This window comes from Streptomyces sp. NPDC048461, assembly GCF_055587105.1.
In genome coordinates this window covers 1-21779 of record NZ_JBVJGW010000040.1, presented here as the reverse complement: position 1 = coordinate 21779, position 21779 = coordinate 1, and the positions used below count along the sequence as shown (strand labels likewise).

23 protein-coding genes and 1 pseudogene are annotated in these 21779 nt (G+C 75.8%); 17 read left to right on the top strand and 7 right to left on the bottom strand.

Features of this window, described 5'->3' with window-relative positions; all coding sequences use genetic code 11:
- Window positions 1-315: 315 nt before the first annotated feature.
- Window positions 316-597: a hypothetical protein gene (locus ACZ6S8_RS36895; protein WP_469462430.1), complete on the bottom strand. Its 282-nt coding sequence runs from the start codon at window positions 595-597 to the stop codon at window positions 316-318.
- A 1228-nt stretch (window positions 598-1825) separates the two neighbouring features.
- Between ACZ6S8_RS36895 and ACZ6S8_RS36890 the strand changes: the two genes are divergently transcribed.
- The 8 genes and pseudogenes from ACZ6S8_RS36890 (at window position 1826) to ACZ6S8_RS36855 (ending at window position 10752) form a co-directional block, all read left to right on the top strand.
- Complete coding sequence (locus tag ACZ6S8_RS36890; RefSeq protein ID WP_469462428.1) at window positions 1826-3175, top strand: hypothetical protein; 1350 nt, start codon at window positions 1826-1828, stop codon at window positions 3173-3175.
- An 86-nt stretch (window positions 3176-3261) separates the two neighbouring features.
- Window positions 3262-3699: a phage tail protein gene (locus tag ACZ6S8_RS36885; protein ID WP_469462426.1), complete on the top strand. Its 438-nt coding sequence runs from the start codon at window positions 3262-3264 to the stop codon at window positions 3697-3699.
- A 1-nt stretch (window position 3700) separates the two neighbouring features.
- A complete protein-coding gene (locus tag ACZ6S8_RS36880; RefSeq protein ID WP_469462424.1) occupies window positions 3701-4426 on the top strand; it encodes a CIS tube protein in 726 nt (241 codons plus the stop codon).
- Window positions 4423-6282, top strand: a complete 1860-nt coding sequence (locus ACZ6S8_RS36875) for a VgrG-related protein (protein WP_469462422.1) — start codon at window positions 4423-4425, stop codon at window positions 6280-6282. The genes ACZ6S8_RS36880 and ACZ6S8_RS36875 overlap by 4 nt, the downstream gene beginning before the upstream one ends.
- 84 nt (window positions 6283-6366) lie before the next feature.
- Window positions 6367-6864 (top strand): GPW/gp25 family protein, encoded by a 498-nt coding sequence (locus tag ACZ6S8_RS36870; RefSeq protein ID WP_469462420.1) that lies wholly within the window; start codon window positions 6367-6369, stop codon window positions 6862-6864.
- Window positions 6864-8828, top strand: a complete 1965-nt coding sequence (locus tag ACZ6S8_RS36865) for a putative baseplate assembly protein (protein WP_469462418.1) — start codon at window positions 6864-6866, stop codon at window positions 8826-8828. The genes ACZ6S8_RS36870 and ACZ6S8_RS36865 overlap by 1 nt, the downstream gene beginning before the upstream one ends.
- Window positions 8825-9382 (top strand): annotated as a pseudogene (locus ACZ6S8_RS36860) (phage tail protein); the annotation flags it as partial. The gene ACZ6S8_RS36865 and the pseudogene ACZ6S8_RS36860, both read left to right, overlap by 4 nt.
- Window positions 9383-9558: 176 nt before the next feature.
- Window positions 9559-10752 carry an NADase-type glycan-binding domain-containing protein gene (locus ACZ6S8_RS36855; RefSeq protein WP_469462416.1) on the top strand — a complete coding sequence of 398 codons (1194 nt, stop codon included), beginning with the start codon at window positions 9559-9561 and terminating at the stop codon, window positions 10750-10752.
- 38 nt (window positions 10753-10790) lie between these two features.
- Here the strand turns inward: ACZ6S8_RS36855 and ACZ6S8_RS36850 are convergent, their stop codons facing one another.
- The gene (locus ACZ6S8_RS36850) at window positions 10791-11528 is read right to left on the bottom strand and encodes a VOC family protein (RefSeq protein ID WP_469462413.1); all 738 of its coding nucleotides are present in this window, start codon (window positions 11526-11528) and stop codon (window positions 10791-10793) included.
- A gap of 210 nt (window positions 11529-11738) precedes the next feature.
- Window positions 11739-12107, bottom strand: a complete 369-nt coding sequence (locus ACZ6S8_RS36845) for a PRC-barrel domain-containing protein (RefSeq protein WP_469462412.1) — start codon at window positions 12105-12107, stop codon at window positions 11739-11741.
- Window positions 12108-12458: 351 nt separating this feature from the next.
- Here ACZ6S8_RS36845 and ACZ6S8_RS36840 point away from each other — a divergent pair, with 351 nt between their 5' ends.
- The 3 genes from ACZ6S8_RS36840 (at window position 12459) to ACZ6S8_RS36830 (ending at window position 13531) form a co-directional block, all read left to right on the top strand.
- Window positions 12459-12698: a DUF6213 family protein gene (locus ACZ6S8_RS36840; RefSeq protein WP_469462410.1), complete on the top strand. Its 240-nt coding sequence runs from the start codon at window positions 12459-12461 to the stop codon at window positions 12696-12698.
- 38 nt (window positions 12699-12736) lie between these two features.
- Window positions 12737-12925 (top strand): DUF6381 family protein, encoded by a 189-nt coding sequence (locus tag ACZ6S8_RS36835; RefSeq protein WP_469462408.1) that lies wholly within the window; start codon window positions 12737-12739, stop codon window positions 12923-12925.
- Window positions 12926-13339: 414 nt separating this feature from the next.
- A complete protein-coding gene (locus ACZ6S8_RS36830) occupies window positions 13340-13531 on the top strand; it encodes a hypothetical protein (RefSeq protein ID WP_469462406.1) in 192 nt (63 codons plus the stop codon).
- A gap of 49 nt (window positions 13532-13580) precedes the next feature.
- Here the strand turns inward: ACZ6S8_RS36830 and ACZ6S8_RS36825 are convergent, their stop codons facing one another.
- A complete protein-coding gene (locus tag ACZ6S8_RS36825) occupies window positions 13581-13982 on the bottom strand; it encodes a hypothetical protein (protein ID WP_469462405.1) in 402 nt (133 codons plus the stop codon).
- An 81-nt stretch (window positions 13983-14063) separates the two neighbouring features.
- Here ACZ6S8_RS36825 and ACZ6S8_RS36820 point away from each other — a divergent pair, with 81 nt between their 5' ends.
- Together ACZ6S8_RS36820 and ACZ6S8_RS36815 are read left to right on the top strand one after the other, a co-directional pair.
- On the top strand, window positions 14064-14435 hold the full coding sequence (locus ACZ6S8_RS36820) for a VOC family protein (RefSeq protein WP_469462404.1): 372 nt from the start codon (window positions 14064-14066) through the stop codon (window positions 14433-14435).
- Between the two features lie 130 nt (window positions 14436-14565).
- A complete protein-coding gene (locus ACZ6S8_RS36815; RefSeq protein WP_469462403.1) occupies window positions 14566-14748 on the top strand; it encodes a hypothetical protein in 183 nt (60 codons plus the stop codon).
- 18 nt (window positions 14749-14766) lie between these two features.
- Here ACZ6S8_RS36815 and ACZ6S8_RS36810 read toward each other — a convergent pair whose 3' ends face one another.
- Together ACZ6S8_RS36810 and ACZ6S8_RS36805 are read right to left on the bottom strand one after the other, a co-directional pair.
- Window positions 14767-16134, bottom strand: a complete 1368-nt coding sequence (locus ACZ6S8_RS36810; protein ID WP_469462402.1) for a mycothione reductase — start codon at window positions 16132-16134, stop codon at window positions 14767-14769.
- A 95-nt stretch (window positions 16135-16229) separates the two neighbouring features.
- Window positions 16230-16460: an acyl carrier protein gene (locus tag ACZ6S8_RS36805; protein ID WP_351284338.1), complete on the bottom strand. Its 231-nt coding sequence runs from the start codon at window positions 16458-16460 to the stop codon at window positions 16230-16232.
- Between the two features lie 180 nt (window positions 16461-16640).
- Here ACZ6S8_RS36805 and ACZ6S8_RS36800 point away from each other — a divergent pair, with 180 nt between their 5' ends.
- Together ACZ6S8_RS36800 and ACZ6S8_RS36795 are read left to right on the top strand one after the other, a co-directional pair.
- Window positions 16641-16814, top strand: a complete 174-nt coding sequence (locus ACZ6S8_RS36800) for a CsbD family protein (RefSeq protein WP_469462399.1) — start codon at window positions 16641-16643, stop codon at window positions 16812-16814.
- A gap of 148 nt (window positions 16815-16962) precedes the next feature.
- Entirely contained in the window at window positions 16963-18156 is a 1194-nt protein-coding gene (locus tag ACZ6S8_RS36795; RefSeq protein ID WP_469462397.1) for an MFS transporter, read from the top strand.
- Window positions 18157-18269: 113 nt separating this feature from the next.
- Here ACZ6S8_RS36795 and ACZ6S8_RS36790 read toward each other — a convergent pair whose 3' ends face one another.
- Window positions 18270-19451, bottom strand: a complete 1182-nt coding sequence (locus tag ACZ6S8_RS36790; protein ID WP_469462395.1) for an epoxide hydrolase family protein — start codon at window positions 19449-19451, stop codon at window positions 18270-18272.
- 63 nt (window positions 19452-19514) lie between these two features.
- On the opposite strand from ACZ6S8_RS36790, the gene ACZ6S8_RS36785 reads away from it, so the two are divergent.
- Window positions 19515-20537, top strand: coding sequence for a helix-turn-helix transcriptional regulator (locus ACZ6S8_RS36785; RefSeq protein WP_469462393.1), 1023 nt, complete (start codon window positions 19515-19517; stop codon window positions 20535-20537).
- Between the two features lie 171 nt (window positions 20538-20708).
- On the top strand, window positions 20709-21461 hold the full coding sequence (locus tag ACZ6S8_RS36780; protein ID WP_469462392.1) for a hypothetical protein: 753 nt from the start codon (window positions 20709-20711) through the stop codon (window positions 21459-21461).
- The last annotated feature ends 318 nt before the right edge of the window (window positions 21462-21779 follow it).

Here is a 21779-nt window from a genome sequence, read left to right as displayed (position 1 = left end):
AGCCGGAGCCGCAGGTGTGGACGAGGTGACGGGTGCGGCCGCGGCCGCACCGCCGGCGGACGGCGGGTGGGCGGCCGTGGCGCCCGTCCAGCGCGTGCTGGGCGTGCCGCGGCTGACGGCCGACCGGAACTTCCCCACGTCCCTGGCGACGCGCCAGACCCTGGCCTTCAACGGCGTGATCGGGCACGCCGTCGCGCCGTCGGCTCCGTCCGGCCTGCTCTTGGACGCCCTCGTACCGGTCCCCCCGGGTCCGGGCCCGGTCCCGCGTTCCGTCGCCCCGACGCTGCAACGCCTGCCCCTGGCGGGAACGCCCCCTCATCCCCCGCAGCCGTCGCCCACGGCCCCCGAACCGACGCCCCGCCGCGCCGCGCCGGTGTCGTCGGCCCCGGCGGCGTCCGGCACCGCACCCGCCGCGTCGCCCCACCCCGCGAGCCCCACCCCCACGGCGACGACAGGCCCGGCCCCGGACCCCGCACCGACGCCCGAAGCCACCACTACGGCCGCGCCCTTCACGCCCGTACCGACAGCCCCGACCGTGCCCTCGTCCCCGGAGCGCCCGCCGACATCCCGCTCCGCCGGCAGGACATCCACGTCCACGAGCCCCACCCCTACGACGGCTCCGGCCCCGACTCCGGACCGTGCGCCGACGGCCGAAGCCACCCCGACGGCACCGTCTCCGCTCCAGCACCCGGCCGCCGCAGCGACCGGACCCCGGCCGCCCGGTACGGCACAGGCCCCCGCACCCACCACGCAGCCCCCGACCCCGGGCGCCCCCAGCACGCCTCCGCACCCCGTACAGCGAACCGCCACCGCCCCGCGCACGCCGACCCCGGCGGGGCGGCACAGCGCCACGACCGCGCCCCAGGCCTCGACATCACCGGCCATCGCCCCCGAGCCGACGGCCCACCCCGCAACCACAGCACCCCTTACCGCACAGGCCCCCGCGCCCACCACACAGCCCCAGACCCCGGGCGCCCCCACCACGCCTCCGCACCCCGTACAGCGAGCCGCCACCGCCCCGCGCACGGCGACCCCGGGGGGCCGGCACAGCGCCAGGACCGCGCCGCCCTCGACACCGCCGGCCATCGCCCCCGAGCCGGCGACCGACCCCGCAACCACAGCACCCCTTACCGCACAGGCCCCCGCGCCCACCACACAGCCCCAGACCCCACGCGCCGCCACCACGCCCCCGAGCCCCGTCCAGCGGGCCGCCACCGCCCCGCGCACGCCCGCCCCGGCGGGGCACAGCGCCACGATCCCGGCCCCGGCCCCGGCCCCGACACCTCCGGCCATCGCCCCCGAGGCAACGACCGACCCCGCAAGCACGCCACCCGGTACGGCACACACCCCCGCACCCACCACACAGCCCCTGGCCCCGGGCGCCCCCACCACGCCTCCCCCGCATCCCGTACAGCGAGCCACCGCCGCGGCACCCGAGCGCGGAACCTGGCGGTCGCCGCTCCCGTCGGCCCCGGCCGGGGACGCGGCGACGCCGACACCCCGCACTTCGACTCCTGCAGCCACCGCCCCCGGGCTCACCACCGGCCCCGCAGCCACGGCAGCGGCCGGGTCCCCGGTGCCCCGTTCGGCGCAGGCCCCCGTGGAGCACCGCCCCAGCGGCACGGCCCGCGCGTCCGCTACACCGCCGCCCGTCCAGGGGCTCACCACCCCGGGAGCTGCAACCGCCGCTCCGGCACCCCGGCCGCTGCCCCCGACAGGCAGCCCCGTCGAACGGAACGCGGGCGGCTCCTCCCCCGCGGGTCAGGTGCAGCACCGCGCCACCCTTCCGGCGCTCCGGCCCGCCTCCGCCGGAACACCGACACCCGTGACGGCCTCCCCCGTGCAGCGCCCGGCACCGTCCCCGACGCCTACCACCGAGCCGGCCCGGAACACGGTCCAGCGCGCCCACCCGCCGCAGGCACACCGCGCCGGGGCCGTGCGCGACACCGGTCACGGCAACGCGGGCGCGGACGACGGCACTTCGCCCGCCACCGCCACCGCCACCGCTGCCACGTACCCGCCCGGCCAGGGCCCCGCCCCCGACGTCGAGCACGGCGTGCGCGGCAGCGGCTTCCCGTCGCCGCCGATCCGTACGGAGTACGAGCCGCAGACCCCCGGCATACGTGCCCCGTCCGCGGACGCCCCGCCGCGTCCGCCGGCCGGTGTCCCGCCCGTCCGCCCGGTGCAACGGGCGCAGTCGGCCCACCCGGCCCGGCCCGTACCCGTCGTGCAACGGGCCTCCCGCGCCGGTGCGCCGCTGACCTCCGCGCCCCGGCCCGTGGTGCCCTCGCGGACGCTGCGGCCCGTCGGCTCCCCGGACGTGCCCCTCCCCGCGTCCGTTGCCACCGCTGAAGGGCCGGCCGCGACACCCCCCGAACCGCTCCTCGCAGGAGCCCTCGACGTCCCCGTGCCCGTTCCTCCCCCGGGGTCGGGCACGGGGACCCGCAAGCCCCTCGTACGGCGGGTGCAGCGCGCCCTGGCCGAGGAGCCTGCGGCCAGGGTCCGGCGTCCCCTGATCGGCGCCCCGATCAAGCCGGCCCCGGCTCCGGAGCCCGCGCCCACACCGCCCCCGCCCCCGGCACCGGCCGCGTCCGCAACACCGGCACCCGCACCCCTGCCCCTCCCCTCCGTACGGATTCCCGCGCCCCGGATCCAGCGCGCACCCGTGGCTCCGGCCCCCCTGGCCTCCGGGCGGCCGATCGCCCCGGCGGGGCCCGCCCCGCAACCGGGGCCCGCGGCGCCCGCCGTGCTGCGGCGGACCTCTGCCGTACCCGCCGGTGCGGCGCCCCTGCCGCTCGCCCCGCTCGGCCCGCACACCGCCCCGGGTCCGCCCGCCCCCACGCCCCCGGCACCCGCCGCTCCCGGGGCTCCGGCCAGAGCCGTCCCCGTGCAACGGATCGTCCGCCCGTCCGCCGTGGCCGCCTCCGCACCGCCCGCGCCGCCCCCGCCCCCGCCCCCGCCGTCTCCGGTTCCCGTACAGGCCGTCCACGCCACCGCAGCACCCGGCGCACCGCACCCCGTCGCCCCGGACGACGAACCGCCGTCCCCGCCGCAGCCCCCACCGCAGGCCGAACTCGACGCCCTCGCCCGGCGCCTCGTCGCCCCGCTCTCGCGGCTGTTGCGCGCCGAACTGCGCGGGGACCGCGAACGCCTCGGCCGCCTCCGCGACCGCTGACCCCGCCGACACACCCACCCCACCCCACCCCGCCCCCGCACCACAGCGCGCCGACCCCGACACCGACCCCGAACAGAGAGTCCCGCATGCCCACGCCCCCCGACCCCGGATCCACGGTCTTCTTCAAGCTGAGCATCGACGGCCAGAACCTCGGGCTGTTCAACGGCTGCGACGGGCTCTCCTCCCAGGTCGAGATCGAGCAGCACCAGGAGGGCGGGAACAACGGGTTCGTCTGGCAGCTGCCGACCCGCGTCACCTTCTCCACCATCCGCCTCACCCGCCCCCTCACCGCCGACACCGCCCGTGTCGCGGCCTGGATCTCCTCCCTCGCCACCGGCATCACCCGTCCCACCGCCCAGATCGCCGCCCTGCGCGCCGACGGCTCCGTCGTCGCCCAGTGGGGCCTGGTGGAGGTGCTGCCGGTGCGCTGGACGGGCCCGACCCTGAATCCGGCCTCCCCGGCCGTCGCCACCGAGACCCTGGAGATCGCACACCACGGGTTCACCGACGCCGGAGGGGTCTGAGATGGCGGCCCCCACCGGCGGCCGCGCCGCCGCAGGGCTCTCACGGGCCGCGCTCGCCGTCCACCAGCCGCCCGCCGTCCTCGGAGGGGCCGTCGGCGGTCTGCTCGGCGAAGTGCGCTTCCAGTTCAACCCCCGCCAACTCCAGCTGTCCCGGTCCGCCCACTGGCGCAACGATCCGGCCGTCGCCTACACGCGGGGCGCTCCGTCCAAGTTCACCGGCGTCAGCCCGGCGCAGTTGCGCGTCGACGTGTTCCTCGACTCCTCCGGCACCCCGGGCTCGGGCACCGTCCTCAAGCAGGTCGAACTGCTGCTCTCCTGCTGCGAGGTGACCGAGCAGAGCGTCACCTCGCAGGCCCCGTCGCCGCCCTGGGTGAAGTTCTCCTGGGGTTCGTTCAGCACGGTGCAGTTCACGGCGTACGTGACGAACGCGAGCGCGACCTACACCCTGTTCAGCCCGAACGGCACGCCGCTGCGCGCCACGTGCTCGCTCGCCCTGACCGAGATCCCGACGTCCGCCAAGGGCCAGAACCCGACCTCGGGCGCCCTGTCGGCCCGCCGCGTCCACCGCACCGTGGCCGGTGACACGCTCGCCTCGCTGGCCTGGCGCGAGTACGGCGATCCGACGCGCTGGCGGGTGATAGCCGAGGCCAACGGCATCGACGACCCGATGCGGCTGCGCCCCGGGACCGAACTCCTCCTCCCCGCCGGCTCGGAGCGTGCCGCATGAGCGAGAACACCTTCACCACCGTCCTGCACGTCGTCCTGGGCGGTTCGGTGCTGCCCGACCCCCTGGCCTCGCTGCTGACCGAGGGCTGGGTGGATGCGAGCGTGAACGTGCCCTCCGCGTTCCTGCTGGCCTTCGCCGACGGCGACGGCACCCTGACCCGCCGCTACCCGCAGCTCACCGTCGGCTCGAAGGCGGTGATCAGCCCGTTCACGGACGGCGTCCGCGGCACCCCGCTGATCACCGGAGAGGTGACGGCGATGGAGGTGGACGCCGAGCCGGGCACCGGGCGCCGCCTGGTGCTGCGCGGGTACGACCCCGGCCACCGGCTGCTGCGCAACCGCCGGGTCGCGGGCTACCCGCAGATGACGGCCTCCGACATCGTGCGCCGCCTCGCCTCCCAGAACGGGCTCGCCCTGGGCAGGGTGGCGGCCACACCCACCGTGTACGAGCTGGCCACCCAGCCCGGCACCACCGACTGGGACTACCTGAACCGGCTGGCGGCGGAGAACGACGTCCGGCTCTCCTTCGACCCGGACGGGAAGCTCGACTTCGCGCCGCTCGCTCCCGCCGCGGGCGCCCCCGCGGACACGACGCCCGCGCTGCAGAGCCCGTACGTCCTGGAGTTCGGGCACAACACGCTGCAGAGCCGGGTGGCGCTGACCTCCGCCGGCCAGGTCGGCCAGGTCACCGTGCGCGGCTGGGACATGCTGACGAAGCGGCCGCTGGCCGCGCCGGCGCCGGCGGGCACCACCGCGGACATCGTGGCGGACCTCACCCCGGCGCAGCTCACGGCGCCCTTCGGGCAGGCCGGGCTGGACGCCACCCGCGTCCCCTACACGACCCCTTCGGAGGTCACGCACGCCGCGCGGGCGCTGGCCGACGACGTGGCGGGTTCCTTCGCGGAGCTGGAGGTGGCGGTCACCGGCAATCCGGGGCTGATGCCGGGCCGGCCGGTCGCGGTGAAGGGCGCGGGGTTCCCGTTCGAGGGCAAGTACACGGCGACCGGTGTCCGTCACGTGTTCGCCTCCGGGCAGCCGTACGTCACCTGGCTGACCGTCTCCGGCCGGCAGTTCCGCTCGCTGTACGGGCTCGCCTCGGGCGGCAGCGGGGCCGCCGAATCCGCGGCCCCGCTGCCGGGGGTGGCGGTGGCGCTGGTCACCAACGTCAAGGACCCGCTGGGGATGGGCCGCGTCCGGCTGCGCTTCCCCTGGCTCTCGGACACGTACGAGAGCGGCTGGTGCCGGGTCGCCCAGTTCGGCGGCGCCGGTGGCGGCGGGCTGCTGCTGCCGGACGTCAACGACGAGGTGCTGTGCGCCTTCGACCGCGGCTCGCTGGAGCACCCGTACGTCCTGGCCGGGCTCTACAACGGGGTGGACCGGGCGACCCGCGAGCCCGACGGCATCCCCGCGGTCGACCCGACGGCCGGCAAGGTCAACTGGCGGGCGCTGACGGCCCGCAGCGGTCACACGGTGGAGCTGCTGGAGCGGGCGGGGGCGGCCCGCGCGTCGAGCGGCATCCGGCTGCGCACCGGCGACGGCGGCGTGACGGTGCAGCTGAACGAGGCGCAGACCACCCTCACGGTCAGCAGCGACGGGACCGTGACCATTCACGGGGCCCGCGGCGTCGAGGTGGACTCCGGCGGCGATCTGACGCTGTCGGCGCGGGGGGCGCTGAACCTGAGCGCGGGCCGCGGGCTGCACCTGAAGGCGGGGCTCGGCATGGACGTCAAGACCACGCTCGGGGTGGACGTGCAGACACCGGGGCGAGTGGCCCTGCAGGCGGTCGGCAACGTCGGCATCACGGCGGCGACGGTTTCGCTGATCGGCGTCACGACGCGCAACGGCCTGCCGTTCTGAGCCCGACCGCCCGCCCACGCGGGCGGGGCGCGGCGGGGTGGGGCGGGGCGCGGCGAGACACAAGGCAATGAAGGGAACGAGCGGATGAGCGAGCACTTCGTCGGGGCCGGCTGGGCCTTCCCGATGCGGACCGACCCGGGCGGCGCCATCGCGCTGGCCCGGCGCGACCGCGAGGTGGAGGAGGCGATGCGCCTGGTCCTGGCGACGGCCCCCGGGGAGCGGCCGATGCGTCCCGAGTTCGGCTGCGCGGTGCACGACCTGGTCTTCGCACCGGCCAACGACGCGACGGCCGGCCGGATCCGGTACGAGGTCCGCACGGCGCTGGACCGGTGGGAGCCGCGGATCGAGGTGCGGGAGGTGACGGTGACCCCCGCGCCGGACGACCCCGCCGTGCTGCACATCGACGTGCGGTACGCGGTGCGCGGCACCAACAACCCGCGCAGCCTCGTCTTCCCGTTCTACGTGATACCCGACGAGGGCGGCGAGGCCGGGGACGGCGCCGGTGACGCGTCCGCCGTACCCGCCGGCCCGGCGGCACCCACCCGGTACCCCCACGCCCACGGCGAAAGCGGACGACACTGATGGCCCTGCCCGCACCCCGGCTCGACGACCGGCACTTCCAGGAGTTCGTGGACGACGCGAAGCGCTACGTCCAGCAGCGCTGTCCGGAGTGGAGCGACCACAACGTCTCCGATCCGGGCGTCACCCTGATCGAGGCCGTGGCGCACATGGCGGACCAGCTGGTCTACCGGCTGAACCGGGTTCCGGAGAAGAACCAGCTGGCCTTCCTCGACCTGCTCGGCATCACGCTGTTCCCGCCCTCGGCCGCGCGCGCGCCGGTGACGTTCTGGCTGGCCGCGCCGCAGCCGGACCCCGTCGTCCTGCCCGCCGGAACCGAGGTCGCCACCGGGCGCACGGAGACCGACGAGGCGGTGGTCTTCGCCACCGAGCGCGATCTGACCCTCGTGCCGTGCGCCCTGTCGTTCCTGCTCTGCCAGGGCGCGGGAGAGGCTCCGGCGGACCGTTCCCAGGAGGTCCGGGCGGGCGTGGACGTACCGGTTTTCACCGAACTCCCGCAAGCGGACGACCTGTTGCTGTTCGGCCTGTCGGCCGCGGTCCCCGGCTGCACGGCGGTGCTGCGGGTGGACAGCCGGGTCGACGGCGTGGGCGTGGACCCGCGGCAGCCCCCGCTGGTGTGGGAGGCGTGGACGCCGGACGGGTGGACGCGGTGCGAGGTCTCCTCCGACTCCACCGGCGGGCTGAACCGGCCGGGCGAGGTGGTGCTGCACCTGCCGGCCGGGCACGTCCTGTCCCGGCTGGGCGGGCTGGAGGCCGGCTGGGTGCGGTGCCGGGTGACGGCGCCCCGGGCCGGGCAGCCGTTCTACACCTCCTCGCCGACCGTGCGGGACGCCGAGGCGTTCACCATCGGCGGCACGGTCTCGGCCTCGCACGCCGAGTTCGTACGGGAGGAGCCGCTCGGGGAGGCCGAGGGCGTACCGGGGCACCGGGTGCGGCTCGCGCACGTGCCCGTGGTGGGGGACGTCCTGCTGGAGGTATCGGACGGGGAGGGCTGGCAGCGGTGGCGCGGGGTCCCGGACTTCTCGGCGTCCGGCTCCGGGGACCGGCACTTCACGCTGGACGCGACCACGGGTGAGCTGGCCTTCGGCCCGGCGGTGCGCGAACCCGACGGCTCGCTGCGCCAGTTCGGGGCGGTCCCGGCGAAGGGCGCGGCCGTCCGGGCCACCCGGTACGGGGTGGGCGGCGGCCGCGGCGGGAACGTGGCGCGCGGGGCGATCCAGGTCCTGCGCAGTTCGATCCCGTACATCGCGCGGGTGGAGAACCGGGAGGCGGCCCGGGGCGGGGTCGACGGGGAGACCGTCGACGAGGCCCGGCTGCGGGCGCCGATCGCGCTGCGGGCCCAGGAGCGTGCGGTGACCGCACGGGACTACGAGGAGCTGACCCGGCGGGCGGCCCCGGAGGCGGCCCGCATCCAGTGCCTGGCGGCGGGCACGGAATCGTCCGCGGGGGCGGGCGCCGCCGGGGAGAACGCGGTCCGCGTGCTGGTCGTGCCGCAGGCCGTCGTCGACCGGGGCGGCCGGCTGCGCTTCGAGCAGCTCGTGCCGGGCGACGAGCTGCTCGCCCGGATCACCGGCTTCCTCGACGAACGGCGGCCGCTGGGAACCCGGTTGGCGGTCGGCCCGCCCTTCTACCAGGGGGTGACGGTGGTGGCCACCGTGCACGGCTACCGGGCGGCGGGCGCGGACCTCGTGCGCGAGGAGGCCCTGGACGCCCTGTACCGGTACCTGGATCCGCTGACGGGCGGATCGGACGGCCGGGGCTGGCCGTTCGGCCGCTCGCTGCGGGCGGGGGAGGTCTTCGCGGCCCTCCAGCGGGTGCCGGGCGTGGAACTGGTAGACGAGGTCCTGCTGCATCCCGCCGACCCGCTGACCGGGCGGCGCGGCGACGCCACCGACCGCGTCGACCTCGGCCCGTCCGCACTGCTCTTCCCCTTCGACCACCGCGTCCGCGTGATCGAGGCCCTGTGAACGGCGCCGGCGCGAGCGCGCGCGGAGCGCTGGACGGCCTGCGGTCCGCGCATCCGCTGGGCCGGGCACTGCCCGCCGTGTACGCGGACGACGACCTGGCCCAGCGGTTCGTCACGGGGCTGGACGCGATGCTGGCGCCCGTGTTCACCGTGCTCGACTGCCTGGAGGCGTACTTCGACCCCGCGCTCGCCCCGGCCGACTTCGTCGACTGGCTGGCCGACTGGGTCGGGGCGGAGCTGGGGGGCGGCGAACCGGTGGAGGTGCGCCGCCACGCGGTGGCCACCGCTACCGCCCTGCACCGGCGGCGCGGAACCCGGCAGGGACTGGCCGAGGCGGTGCGGCTGTGCTTCGGGGTCGCGCCGTCGATCACCGAGAGCGGGGGCGCCGCCTGGTCGCCGCGGCCCCTCGGACCGTTCCCGGGCGTTCCGCGGGCGGCCCTGCACGTCACCGTACGGCTGCCCGATCCGGCGCCGGGCGACCGGCACCGGCTCGCCGCGGTCGTCGCGGCGGCCCGGCCGGCGCACCTGCCGTTCACGACCGAGGTGCTGGCGGCCGGCCCGCCGCGGCCTGAGGCGCCGGTCGGCGGACCGTCCGCGGCCGTCGTGGGCCCGCCGCCGGCCCGGGCTGCGCCGCCGGTCCCGCCCTCGGCGTCGGTCCCGCCCTCGCCGTCCGTACCGCCCGGGGCGTCCGCCCCACCCGCCCCCTCTGTTCCGGAAGGGAACTGACCACCATGCCCGTATCCGGGACCACCGCTCCCTGCCCCGAGTGCGCCGCCCCTTCGCGTACGACGGGCCAGTCCTTCTGCGACTCGTGCGGCGCCTTCCTCCGCTGGGACACGGGGAGCGCGACCGCCGCCCCCGCGCCCCGCGGGGAGGCGGACGCGTCCGAGTCGGCCACCGCCCCGCTCCCCGTGGTACCGCCGGAGCCCGCACCCGGAGCGGGTGCCGCCGGCGCCGCGGACGCCCGCCGGAACGCGGGCTCCGACTCCGGCGCCGACGCCCCCACGGACGCCGGCGCCGCCTCCGCGGCCGAAGCCACCGCCCCGCTCCAGGCTGCCGCCACCCCGCCCGCCGGTGACGGCGCGGAGGCGGCGCGCGCCCTGCTGGTGCCGGTGCCCGCCGCGGAGCCGGGCCGCGATCCGGCCGAGCGGCCCGGCACCGTCCTGCCCGGGCGGCCCGAGGCGGCCCGGCCGCGCGTCCGCACCCCGCAGGCGGCCGCCCCGGAGCAGCAGGGGCCGCCGTGCCCGGCCTGCGGCCGCGCGAACGCCTCCCACCGCGTCTTCTGCCGCTCCTGCGCCGCGCCGCTGGAGACCCGGCGCGAGGAGCCGGCGTCCGGGCCCTTCGCGGGGCGGCGGCCGGTCCTGCGGCGGGAGCGGCGGCGGTGGGTCGTGCGGGCCGCCGTGGTGGCGGCGCTCGTGCTGGTGGCCGTCGGCGGGCTGATCGGGGGCCCGCCGGCCGCCCGCGCGGTCCAGGACCACTTCGCCAAGCGGGTCGCGGTCCGGCCCACCTCCTGGACCGCCTCCCACTCCGCCGCGGGCCACGGCCCCGAAGCGGCCTTCGACAACTACTCCAACACCTGGTGGGGCACGGGGTACGCGGGCGACTCGAACGGGCAGCACCTCCAGGCGGACTTCGTCCAGCCCGTGGACCTCCTCGCGGTGCTCGTCACCCCGGGGACCTCCAAGCGGCCGGGCCAGGCCGCCGACCAGGCCCGGCCGCAGGAGATCGACCTGGTGGTGACCGACTCCGCCGGCCGTTCCCGCACCGTGCACAAGATGCTCAACGACGGAGGGGTCCAGCGCGTCGACGTCCGGGGCCGGGACACCGTGTCCGTACGGATCGTCCTGCGGTCGGCGTACGGCAGCGGCCCGGACCGGCAGGTGGCGGTGGCGGAAGTGGAGTTCTTCGGCCGTTCCCGCACCTGAGACGGCAGCCGCGCCGCGCGGTCGGTTCCGTGCCGGGGTCAGGCCGGAGGGCGATGCGGGGCCACCACGGTGAAGAGCGCGCCTTCGGGGTCGGCGAGGACGACCGAGCGGGTGTCGCTGGTCGTCCGCACCGGGGAGCACGTCCTCCCGCCCATCCGGGCGGCCGCCTCCACCGTCGCCTCCAGGTCGGGCACCCGGAAGTGGATGTGCCAGCGCGGGCGTACCAGCGGGTCGGGGTCCGCTTCGAGCGCGCCGCCGCTGATCCGGGCGACGGTGTCGCGGCCGTGGCGGAGGACGACGTGGTCGTGTTCGTAGGAGACCGAGCAGCAGCCGGGCTGCTCGCCCGCCCAGTCGAGGACCTCGCCGTAGAAGATGGCGGCGGCGAACGCGTCCCGCGTGCGCAGCTCCAGCCATGCCGGGGCCGTTCCGCGGCCCACCGACCAGTCCGGGATGACCTCGCCCTGCCAGAAGCCGAACACGGCGCCGGCCGGGTCCGCCGCCACGGCGGCCCGCCCGGTGCCGAAGGCGAGGGGCCCGACGGCGGTGGTGGCGCCGCGCTCCCGGATCCGGGCGGCGGTCACGTCGGCGTCGTCGACGGCGAAGTAGGGGGTCCAGGCGGCCGGCAGGCTCAGCCGCTGCGCCAGCGCGCTGAGGCCGGCGACCGGCGCGCCGTCGCGGAAGGCGACGGTGAAGCCGTCTCCGAGGTCCGTGGGGCGGAATTCCCAGCCCAGCACAGCACCGTAGAACCGCTGCGCGGAATCAAGGTCCGGGGTCATCAGGCTCACCCAGCACGGAGCGCCGGAGACCTCATGGCTCGACGTGGACACAGCTGCCCGCCTCTATCTGCCGCTCGGGTGGGAAGGTCCCGTCCACGGTAGCCCCGCCGTCGGCGAGAGTCCGTGAGGCACGGCTGCCGCGGTCACGCGCCGTGTCCGCCGGGCGGCCGAGGGTGCCGGCGCGCGCGGGTCGGGGCCCTGGGCACCGTTTCAGGCGCGGTGGCTGCCGAAGGTGCCGCCGATGCCGTAATGGGTGCCGATCTGGTCGTGGTATTCGGGATCCGCGAGGTGCGCCGCCTGGTGGAACTCGGGGGCGTCCTTGATCTGCTGCCTGGTCCGGTCGACGTAGACCTTCTCCTCTTCGAGGTCGACCCGGGTCACGGTGCCGGCGGGCAGCAGCACCTCCCTGCCGAAGATCCACACCCCGGTGTCGACCACCAGAAAGGCCTCGCCGGCCTCGTCGGAGTGCTTGTCCACCTTGCCGATGCCGCCGTCGGTGGCCTCGACCCGGAATCCGGTGAGATCGGCGCCGGCCAGGTGCCCCGACGTCGCCGCGTAGCTCCATCCGTGCTCGGTCACGTGAAACAACTCCTCCGGTCGGAGAACGCCTCGGAGAACGTCCGTACGAGTCAGCGCCTGCCCCCGGGACCCGGCCCCCACACCACGTCCGGTCCGCGGCGGGACCGGAGCGGCTGCCGATCCTTGGAGGCAACAACATGATTCCCTGCTGCGTCACGGCAACCGCTCCGGCATGCTGACGGGTACCCCGGATATCCTTTTTCATACGACTCGGTCCAACCAATGCGGCGTCCCGTGCCGCGCCGGGCCCGCGGCCCGATCGGGTTGCCGGCCTCCTGCCCGGGTACCCGCTCCGGGAGAGGGGCGGACGAACGGTGCGCACCCGACACCTCGGCGAGAGGCGGCGGCTACATGATCCAGATCCCGATCCCCCTGATCCCCACGGAAGAGGGCGTCCTTCTCATCCCGGCCGAGCAGGTGACGGCACTGCTGCGCCGCGTGGCGGCCGACTGGATGGACGCGACGGATGCGGAGGAGACGGATGCCGATCCGCAGACCGTGCTGGCCATGACCGGAGTACTGAACCGGCTCGCCGATCAGATCGACGCGGAGTGCATCGCGTGTACCCCGCCCACGGGTGAGGAGCCCTGACCGTCCCGATCCCCCGACCCGCCATCCCAGGAGGACCCATGGACGCCACCAGCGAAACCGACGAGAACGCCCGCCGCATGCGCGACAAGGCCCAAGAGCTGGAGCAGGCCGCGGCGCACGCCACCGAGCCGGCGGAGCACGACCGGCTCATCCGCAAGGCCCTGCGGATCCGGGAGGTGAGCGAACGGGTCAACGGGCCCGGCAGCGGCACCATGGACCCGATGTGAGCCCGCCCGGGCCCCGCCGCCCCGGATGAGGCGGCCCGGCGGAAACGGCGCGTCGCAGCATGGCAGTGGGGCGCCCCCCCCCGGGGGGCCCCCCCCCCGGGGGGGGGGGCGCGCCCCCCCGCGGCCCCCCGGGCGGGGCCCGCGGCGCCCGCGCGCCCCGCCCCCCGGCCGGGGCCCGCCCCCGGGGGTGGGGGCGGCCGGGGGCACGCGCGGCGTCGCACTTGGGGGGGGGCCCCCCCGGCGGGGGCGGCCCACTGCCATGAGCTGCGGGAAGAACCGCCCTGCGGCATCCTGACCGGTCCCGGCGGCGCCCGCGCACTCGGCCCGCGGCCGTGCGCCGACCGCCGGGGTTCCCCTCCACGGGGCGGGGCAGGCGCGCCGAGGACCGTGTTCCCTGCCGAAGGACCCGCCGTGATGTTCGCCGTGCTCCTCGTGCCGCCGTTCCTCCTGTGCGCCCTGCTCGCCCTCGACCGCTACGAGGAGCGCATGCTCGACCCCCGTGTCCCTGCCCCCCGGAGGCGGCACCTGCGGGCCCTGGCGGGTACGGGGGGCAAGCACGCCGCCGAGCCCGCGCGGCGGACGCGCCACGGCCGCCACGCGGCCTGAGGCCCGGCGGCCCGGGCGGCGGCCCGGGGGCCGGCGTACGGGCCGCGGCTCACACCGGCAGGTCGGGGGCGATCTTCTCCGCGTACACGGTCAGCCGGTCGATCCGGGTCTCGTGGTTGGACGCCGTGGTGCTGTGGTCGCCGATGGCGCCCGGCCGGGCGTCGCTGAGGTACCAGGTGGCGAGGGGCGCGGCGTCGCTCCCGGCCGCGTCCCCGGCCGTCTCCTCGATCTTCACGTGGCGCACGGCCGGTGCTTCCTCGGCGGACAGCGCCCACTCCTCGGCCTTGGGGGTGTCGGTGAGGACGCAGTCGGTCAGTGTCACGGTGAGCATCTGGCCGGGCAGGCCGCCGTCGCCCTGCGGTCCCAGTCCGGAGACCTCCCGGCAGGTGAACCGTTCGCCGTGCACGGTGACGTGGAATCCACTGGTCGTCTTCGTCTCGGAATCAGTCATGTCTGCCGCCTGCCCAGCCTCCGCCGCGCCAGACAGGCGGTTCCCGGTCTCCGCCGTCCGCGGGTTTGCCAGAATCGGATCATGCTGACCATCGGAACCATCGTCATGGGCGCGGCGGACGTGCGGCGGGCCGCCGCCTTCTGGGGCGCGGCGCTGGGGTACGTCCCCCGCGACGGAGCCGTCGACGCCGGCTGGACCGTCCTGGTGCCCGCCGAGGGCCCCGGCCCCGGGCTGGCGCTGGGGCTGAGCACCTCGCCGGTGCAGGAACGGCCGCGCGTCCACCTCGACCTGTACGCCGCCGACGCGGCAGAACAAGAGACGGAGGTGGCGCGCCTGGTGGCGCTGGGCGCGCGGCACGTGGACTGGGACGCGTATCCCGCGGACCCCGACTTCGTGGTGCTCGCCGACCCCGAGGGAAACCGGTTCTGCGTCATCGACACCGCCCACGGCTGAACTCCCGGAGCGCGGAGGGGAGTCAGCGTGGGGTCGGGGCGGAGAACGGGGCGGGAATCAGTCGCTCCGGCCGCTCATGGTCCGGCTCGGGCGGGGCACACGGCCCTCACCTACTGAGAGGGGCACCACCATGCTGGGCATAGCCGCCGCCGCACTCTTCTTCATCGCGTTCCTGATCAACGCGGCAGAGATCACCACGAACCACGTCTTCACCTCCACCAACTTCATGCTCGTCGGTCTGGCCCTGCTCGCGCTGCACGTCGCCGGGGTGGCGAGCGGTCTGGCCGCGCGGGGCCGTGGCCGCAGACGATGACGCTGCCCGCCGCCGCGCTCAGAGGCCGAGGTCGAGGAGTGCGTTCTCCACGACCTCGGTGAGCGCGGGGTGGATCCAGTACGGCGTCCCGGCGAGGGTCGACGCGTCGGTCCCCAGGGCCATCGCGAGGACGAGCGGCTGAATGAGCGTGGGGGCCTGGGGCCCCATCAGGTGGGCGCCGAGCAGCCGCCCGGTGCCGGGCTCGGCGAGCACCTTGCAGAAGCCGGTGGTGTCCTCCATGGCCCAGCCGTAGGCGACGTCCGCGTAGCGCGCCGTCCCCACCACGTAGTCCAGTCCCCGGTCTCGGCACTCCTGTTCGGTGGCGCCGACCGAGGCGATCTGCGGGCGGGTGAAGACGGCCGCCGGGACGTTGCCGTGGTCCGCCGACACCAGGTCGTCGGGGTGGCGGAGGTTGTGCGACACGACCTCCGCCTCCCGGTTGGCCACGTGCTTGAGCGGGACCGGCGTACAGATGTCGCCGAGCGCGAACACGCCGTCCGCGGTGGTGCGCTGGTGCGCGTCGACGACGATCCTGCCGTCGTCGTGGGTCCGGATGCCGGCGGCGTCCAGGTTCAGCCGGTCGCTGTTGGGCACGCGCCCGGCGGCGACCAGCAGCATGTCGGCCTCGACGGTCGAACCGTCGTCCAGGGTCAGCCGCAGGGCGCCCGGGCGGCCCCCGACCTCCGTGACCTCCCGGCCGAGCCTGAGGTCGTAGCGGGAGCGGACCAGTTCGGTGAACCGCTCGGCGACCGTCTCGTCCTGCGGTCCGAGGAGCCGTTCCTCCTTCTCGACGATGACGATCGAACTGCCCGCCGCCGCGAAGACCTCGGCGAGTTCGGCGGCGATGTAGCCCCCGCCGAGGACGGCCAGGCGCCGGGGCGGGGCGTCGATGCGCATGACGGTGTCGGACGTCTCGTACGGCAGGCCCGAGTCGGCCACCGGCGCGGGCACCAGCGGGCGTCCGCCCGCCGCGAGAACGATCCGGTCCGCGCTGATGTCGAGACCGCCTCCGGGCGGGTCGACGCGCAGCCGCCGGGGTCCGGTGAAGTGCGCCCGGCCCTCGTACACGGTCACGAAGTCCGACTCCAGGCGCCCGCGGCGGCCCTCTTCCCGGTCGGCGTCCAGCCGTCCGAAGACCCGGTCGCGCAGCTCGCGCCAGCGGACCGCCCGCAGTTCCGCGTCGACGTCGTACGTACCGGCCCCGCGGACGGTCTCCGCGACGTGGGCGGCGTAGGCCAGCATTTTGCTGGGGATGCAGCCGGCGTTCAGGCAGGTCCCCCCGAACCACTTCTCCTCGATGACGGCCACGTCCAGATCGGCGAACCACCCGTCGATGACCGCGTTGCCGGAACCCGCACCGATGACAACAAGATCGTGATGTCGCATCGGGTCAGGCTACGAGGCCCGGCCCCGCCGTGGCGGGCCGCCGCGCTGGCGGTCGCGGCGCCCGGCTCACGGTCGCGGGCGGGGGGCCTGCGGGGTCATGACGCCGGGCTGACCGCGTCGATCAGTGCCTGCACCGTGGTCAGCCGTCCCAGGTCCACCCCGTCCCGGACGTGGAACCCGGCGGCCTTCAGCTCCCCCAGCATCCCGATCACCGCGGCGTCGTCCAGTCCCAGGTCCTCCGCGAGGTCGGTCTGCGGCTCCAGCTCCTCGACCGTGCGCCCGCTGCGTCTGGCCACGATCTGCCCCACCACGCTGTCCCACTCCACGATGTCTCCTCTGGCCGGTCCGTCGTTGTGACCCGCCCCTACCCCCGAAGCGGGCTCGCACAACCGGACGGGCCGTCACTCTGGCCGACATCCGACTCTTCCGTCCGTTCCGTTTGCGGACCGGGATACCGGTCAGACGGGAGGCGTACGTTGTTCCCATCCCTCAGGGAGTGATCAGCTGTGTCGGAGAACGAGAAGAGCCAGGCCACGACGGAGCAGGCCAAGGGCAAGCTCAAGGAGACGGCCGGCCGCGCGGTGGGCAACGAGCGGCTGACGGCCGAGGGCCGCGCCGAACAGGCGAAGGGTGACGCCCGCCAGGCCAAGGAGAAGATGAAGGACATCTTCAAGCGCTGACCGGCACCCCGCGTGACATCCGCGGCCCCGGACCCGTGACGGGTCCGGGGCCGCCGTGCGCGCCCGTCCATCAGACCGGCCGGTCGGGCTCGGCGCGCCGGGCCCGCCGCGCCGAGCCGCGGCGGCGCGCGGCGTTACCGTCGGCGGCATGGACGATGAACACCGGGGCTGGCGCCCGTGTGTCCTCGCCGCCGCGGTGTTCGCCGTGTGCATGGCGGGCACCACGCTGCCGACCCCCCTCTACGGCCTGTACCAGGAGAAGTTCGGGTTCTCCGAGCTGACCGTGACGGTCGTGTACGCCGTGTACGCCTTCGGGGTCATCGGGGTGCTGCTGCTGGCGGGCAACGCCTCTGACGCCCTGGGCAGGCGCCCGGTGCTGCTGGCCGGTCTGGCGTGCGCGACGGCGAGCGCCGTCTGCTTCCTGTGCGCCACCGGGCTCGACTGGCTGTACGCGGGGCGGCTGCTGTCAGGGCTCTCCGCAGGCCTGTTCACGGGAGCCGCCACGGCGTACGTCATGGAGCTGGCCCCGCCCGGCGGCGCCGCGCGCGCCACCTTCGCGGCGACGGCCGCCAACATGGGCGGTCTGGGCTGCGGTCCGCTGGTCGCCGGGGTGCTGGCGCAGTACGCGCCGTGGCCGCTGTACCTCCCGTTCGTCGTGCACCTCGTCCTGGTGGCCGGGTCCGCGGCCGTGCTCCTGTGGCTTCCGGAGACCGTGCGGGAGCTGCGGCCGCTGAGCACCGTGCGGCCGCAGCGGCCCGGTCTGCCGGCCCGGGTGCGGGCGGTGTTCGGGCCGGCGGCGATCGCCTCCTTCGTGGGGTTCGCGCTGTTCGGGGTGTTCACCTCGGTCAGCCCGGCGTTCCTCACGGAGTCCCTCGACGTGCACAACCGCGCCGTGATCGGGCTGGTGGTGGCGCTGGCCTTCTTCGCCTCCACCGCCGGACAGCTGGCGGTCGGCCGGCTCGGGGTGGGGCGCTCGCTCCCGCTGGGCTGCGCGGGGCTCCTCGCGGGTCTGGCGCTGCTCGCGGGTGCCCTGTGGTGGGACCTGCTGGCGCTGGTGGTGCTGAGCGCGCTGGTCGGCGGGGCCGGCCAGGGTCTGGCGTTCCGCGGGGCGCTGTCCGCGGTGGCCGGGGCCTCTCCCCCGGACCGCCGGGCGGCGGTGATCTCGACGCTGTTCGTGGTGGCGTACACGGGCATCTCCGTACCGGTGATCGGGGTGGGGGTGCTGTCGGGCCCGATGGGTCTGGAGGGGGCGGGGCTGGTGTTCATCGCGTGCATGGCCCTCCTCGTCACGGCCGCCGGCGCCTACCTGCTCCGGCGGCCGGTGCGCGTCGCCGCGCCCTGAGCCCGTACGCCGCCGGCCGGGCGGGCGGGGCCCGCTCCGGCACGGCGGCGTACGCCCGGCACGGCGCGTCCGTGTGCGCGGCGCGTCCGGGGCCCTGCGCGCCGGGCCCGGTGCTACGCGTCGCGCGCCAGGCCGGCGAAGAACTCCCGCACGTCCTCGACCAGCAGCTCCGGCTGCTCCAGGGCGAGGAAGTTCCCGCCGCGCTCGAACTCGGTCCAGCGCACGACGTGGTGGTCGCGTTCGGCGTACCGGCGGATCGCGACGTCGGTGGGGAGGGCGACGGCCACCGCGGTGGGGACCGTTCCGGGGTCCTTGGGAGCCCAGGCGGCGGAGTCGTGGGCCGTCTCGTAGTACAGCTGGGCGGAGGAAGCGGCGGTTCCGGTGAACCAGTAGACGCTGACGTTGGTCAGCAGGGTGTCGCGGTCCACGGCGTCCTCCGGGAGCTCGTTCGCGGGGTCCGTCCACTCCTTGAACTTCTCGACGATCCAGGCGAGCTGACCGACCGGCGAGTCGTGCAGGGCGTGGCCGACCGTCTCGGGGCGGGTGGACTGGATGGCGTTGAAGCCCATCTTGTCGTCCCGGAAGTCCTGGAGCCGCTGGAGCCGCGTCTGCTCGGCCCCGGTGAGCCCCTCGAAGTCGGCGGGATCGTCCGAGGGGAAGGTGACCAGCCCGTTGAGGTGGATCCCGACCACGTGGTCCGGGTCGATCCGGCCCATCTCCCCGGCGATCCAGGCTCCTCCGCCGTTGCCCTGCACTCCGTAGCGGTCGTAGCCCAGCCGGGCCATCAGGGTGGTGAACGCGCCCGCGATGCGGCCGGTGGTCCAGCCGGTGGAGGACAGCGGCCCGGAGAAGCCGACCCCGGGCGTGGAGGTGACCACGACGTGGAAGTCCCGCGACAGCGCCTCGACGACGTCGACGAACTGGACGAACGAGCCGGGCCAGTCGTGGATCAGGAGCAGGGCCGTGGCGTCGGGGTCGGCCGAGCGGACGTGGGCGAAGTGGATGTCCTGGCCGTCGATCTCGGTGAGGTACTGCGGGAACGCGTTCAGCCGGGCCTCCGCCGCGCGCCAGTCGAACCCGTCGGCCCAGTAGGCGGCCAGGTCCTTCAGGTACGGGACGGGGACGCCGCGCTCCCAGCCGTCCACGCCCGGTACCCCGGTGCCCCAGCGGGCGCGGGTCAGGCGGTGGCGCAGGTCGTCGAGGTCGCCCTGCGGGACGTCGATCCGGAAGGGCCGGATGCCGTCGGCGGCGGGGGTGGCGGCGGAGGCGGCCCGGGCGTTGCTGTTGGTGTCCATACGGGCAAGACTAGGATCCATATAGGAACGGTTCCTTCCTAATGAGCGGGAACGGTGGGTGTCATGCTCGAAACCTCCGCACGCCTCCTCAGACTCCTGTCGCTGCTCCAGTCGCCGCGCGAGTGGCCCGGGTCCGAACTCGCCGAGCGGCTCGGCGTGAGCGGCCGGACCGTGCGCACCGACATCGAGCGCCTGCGCGAACTGGGCTACCCGGTGGGCGCCACCCGCGGACCGGCCGGCGGTTACCGGCTGGCCGCCGGGGCCGCGATGCCGCCGCTGCTGCTGGAGGACGACGAGGCGGTCGCCGTGGCCGTGGCCTTGCGCACGGTCGCCCAGGGTGCCCTGTCGGGGGTCGAGGAGGTGTCGCTGCGTGCGCTGGCCAAGCTGGAGCAGGTCCTGCCGTCCCGGCTGCGGCGCCGGGTGCGGGCCCTGCAGCAGTACACGGCGCCGGTGCCGGCCGACCGGCCCTCGCCGGCCGTCGACACCGGGACGCTGATGACGCTGGCGGCGGCGTGCCGGGACCGCGAGCGGCTGCGCCTGGACTACCGCGACCACGCGGGGACGGCGACCCGGCGGCTGGTGGAACCGCAGCGCCTCGTCAGCTGGGGGCGCCGCTGGTACCTCGTGGCCTGGGACGTCGACCGCGACGACTGGCGTCTGTTCCGGGTCGACCGCCTCACGCCCCGTACCCCGTCCGGTCCCCGGTTCGCGCCGCGGGAGGACCCGGAGGGCGATGCCGCACGGTTCGTCGCGGGCAAAGTGTCCGCCGCCGCCTGGCGGCACCGGGCCCGGGTGACCGTCCACGCGCCGGCCGCGGCGGTCCTGGAGCGGGTGAATCCGGCGGTGGGCGTGGTCGAGGCGGTGGACACCCACACCTGCGTGCTGGACACCGGGGCCGATTCGCTGGACAGCCTCGCCGTGCACCTCGGGATGCTCGGGTACGAGTTCACGGTGACCGGTCCGCCGGAACTGGTGGCCCACCTGGAGGATCTGGCGGGACGTTACGCCAGGTCGACGCGGCCCCCGTCGTCCGCGGGGCCTCAGCCGCGGCCGGAGCCGGGGAAGTCCGCGTCCCCCGGACGTTGAACGTCCCGGCCCGCCGGGTAGTCAGTCGGGTGGAGCGGCGGGCCACCGCCCTCCGTCCACAGCACTCAGCACTCTCGCATTTCTTCCAACGCAGGTTCGCTCAGGGAAAGTTGTCCGGACGTACGCACGACCGTGCACGGCTCGAGAGGCTGGTGCGAGGATGAGCCCGCCATGAAGCCGGGCCGCTGTTTCCGCGTCTTACGGGCTGCGATGTTCGCGGCCCTCTGCGTGCTGCTCGCGGCCACCGGCCACCTCCTCATGTCGGGTACGGCCGTGCCCTGGTGGGCGCTGTGCGCCGCGTTCGCGGGCACGGCGGTCACGGCCTGGGGGCTCGCCGGCCGGGAGCGCGGGCCGCTGGGCGTCACCGCGGTGGCCGTCGCCGTCCAGGCGGTGCTGCACGCGGCGTTCTCCCTGGCCCAGTCCCTCGTCCACCCGTCCCTGCCGAACGGGACGTCCCTCGCCCGCCAGTGGGCGGAGTACGTGACCTGCGGCCGCGGGACGCGGACCGCGAGCGGCGGGGCGGCGTCGCAGCGCCTGGCGGAGTCCGCCGCGCACGCGCACCACGCCCCGCACGGGCCGGCGGCCGCCTTCCCGGCGGGCACGGCACTCCCGGGCGGTGCGATGTCGGGCGGTGGCCACGAGGTGACGGCCCTGTCACCTGCCGGGATGCTCAGCGCCCACCTGCTGGCCGCCGTGCTGTGCGGTCTGTGGCTGGCGTACGGGGAGCGCGCCGTGTTCCGCGTGCTGCGCGCCGTCGCCGGGAGGCTCGGGACGCCGCTGCGCCTGCTCCTCCACCGGGCGGCGACACCGCACCGGCCCCGCGTCCTCGTCCGGCGTCCGCGGCGGCGCCGCTCGCCGCGGCGGCTGTTCCTCGTCCACGCCATCACCTCACGGGGACCCCCGACGGGAACCGCTGTCCTCTGACAGCCGGCTCCCCGCGCGCACACCGACGCATTCCCGTCCACCGCGCCCGGGCCACGGCACCGCCCCACGGCGGGGCCGCACCCCCTTCACCGGCACCGCGCACCCCGCGGCGCCGGAACCCCCTTTGGCCGTGAGGACCTGTGGCGATGACCCCTGCCCTGACCACGCAGCACTGCCGGCACACTCCCGACTCCGACGCGGAAACCACCCGCCTCGCCCTCGACGCCCGCGACGGCGACCCCGACAAAGCCGACCGCTTCGTCCGCGCCCTCCACCGCGACGTCTGGCGCTACGTCGCCTACCTCAGCGCCGACACCC

Excerpts from the sequence above, each read along its gene's own strand:
- ACZ6S8_RS36885 (WP_469462426.1), top strand. The coding sequence starts at position 3,262 with ATGCCCACGCCCCCCGACCCCGGATCCACGGTCTTCTTCAAGCTGAGC.
- ACZ6S8_RS36880 (WP_469462424.1), top strand. The coding sequence starts at position 3,701 with ATGGCGGCCCCCACCGGCGGCCGCGCCGCCGCAGGGCTCTCACGGGCC.
- ACZ6S8_RS36875 (WP_469462422.1), top strand. The coding sequence starts at position 4,423 with ATGAGCGAGAACACCTTCACCACCGTCCTGCACGTCGTCCTGGGCGGT.
- ACZ6S8_RS36870 (WP_469462420.1), top strand. The coding sequence starts at position 6,367 with ATGAGCGAGCACTTCGTCGGGGCCGGCTGGGCCTTCCCGATGCGGACC.
- ACZ6S8_RS36865 (WP_469462418.1), top strand. The coding sequence starts at position 6,864 with ATGGCCCTGCCCGCACCCCGGCTCGACGACCGGCACTTCCAGGAGTTC.
- ACZ6S8_RS36855 (WP_469462416.1), top strand. The coding sequence starts at position 9,559 with ATGCCCGTATCCGGGACCACCGCTCCCTGCCCCGAGTGCGCCGCCCCT.
- ACZ6S8_RS36850 (WP_469462413.1), bottom strand. The coding sequence starts at position 11,528 with ATGACCCCGGACCTTGATTCCGCGCAGCGGTTCTACGGTGCTGTGCTG.
- ACZ6S8_RS36840 (WP_469462410.1), top strand. The coding sequence starts at position 12,459 with ATGATCCAGATCCCGATCCCCCTGATCCCCACGGAAGAGGGCGTCCTT.
- ACZ6S8_RS36835 (WP_469462408.1), top strand. The coding sequence starts at position 12,737 with ATGGACGCCACCAGCGAAACCGACGAGAACGCCCGCCGCATGCGCGAC.
- ACZ6S8_RS36830 (WP_469462406.1), top strand. The coding sequence starts at position 13,340 with ATGTTCGCCGTGCTCCTCGTGCCGCCGTTCCTCCTGTGCGCCCTGCTC.
- ACZ6S8_RS36825 (WP_469462405.1), bottom strand. The coding sequence starts at position 13,982 with ATGACTGATTCCGAGACGAAGACGACCAGTGGATTCCACGTCACCGTG.
- ACZ6S8_RS36820 (WP_469462404.1), top strand. The coding sequence starts at position 14,064 with ATGCTGACCATCGGAACCATCGTCATGGGCGCGGCGGACGTGCGGCGG.
- ACZ6S8_RS36815 (WP_469462403.1), top strand. The coding sequence starts at position 14,566 with ATGCTGGGCATAGCCGCCGCCGCACTCTTCTTCATCGCGTTCCTGATC.
- ACZ6S8_RS36810 (WP_469462402.1), bottom strand. The coding sequence starts at position 16,134 with ATGCGACATCACGATCTTGTTGTCATCGGTGCGGGTTCCGGCAACGCG.
- ACZ6S8_RS36795 (WP_469462397.1), top strand. The coding sequence starts at position 16,963 with ATGGACGATGAACACCGGGGCTGGCGCCCGTGTGTCCTCGCCGCCGCG.
- ACZ6S8_RS36790 (WP_469462395.1), bottom strand. The coding sequence starts at position 19,451 with ATGGACACCAACAGCAACGCCCGGGCCGCCTCCGCCGCCACCCCCGCC.
- ACZ6S8_RS36785 (WP_469462393.1), top strand. The coding sequence starts at position 19,515 with ATGCTCGAAACCTCCGCACGCCTCCTCAGACTCCTGTCGCTGCTCCAG.
- ACZ6S8_RS36780 (WP_469462392.1), top strand. The coding sequence starts at position 20,709 with ATGAAGCCGGGCCGCTGTTTCCGCGTCTTACGGGCTGCGATGTTCGCG.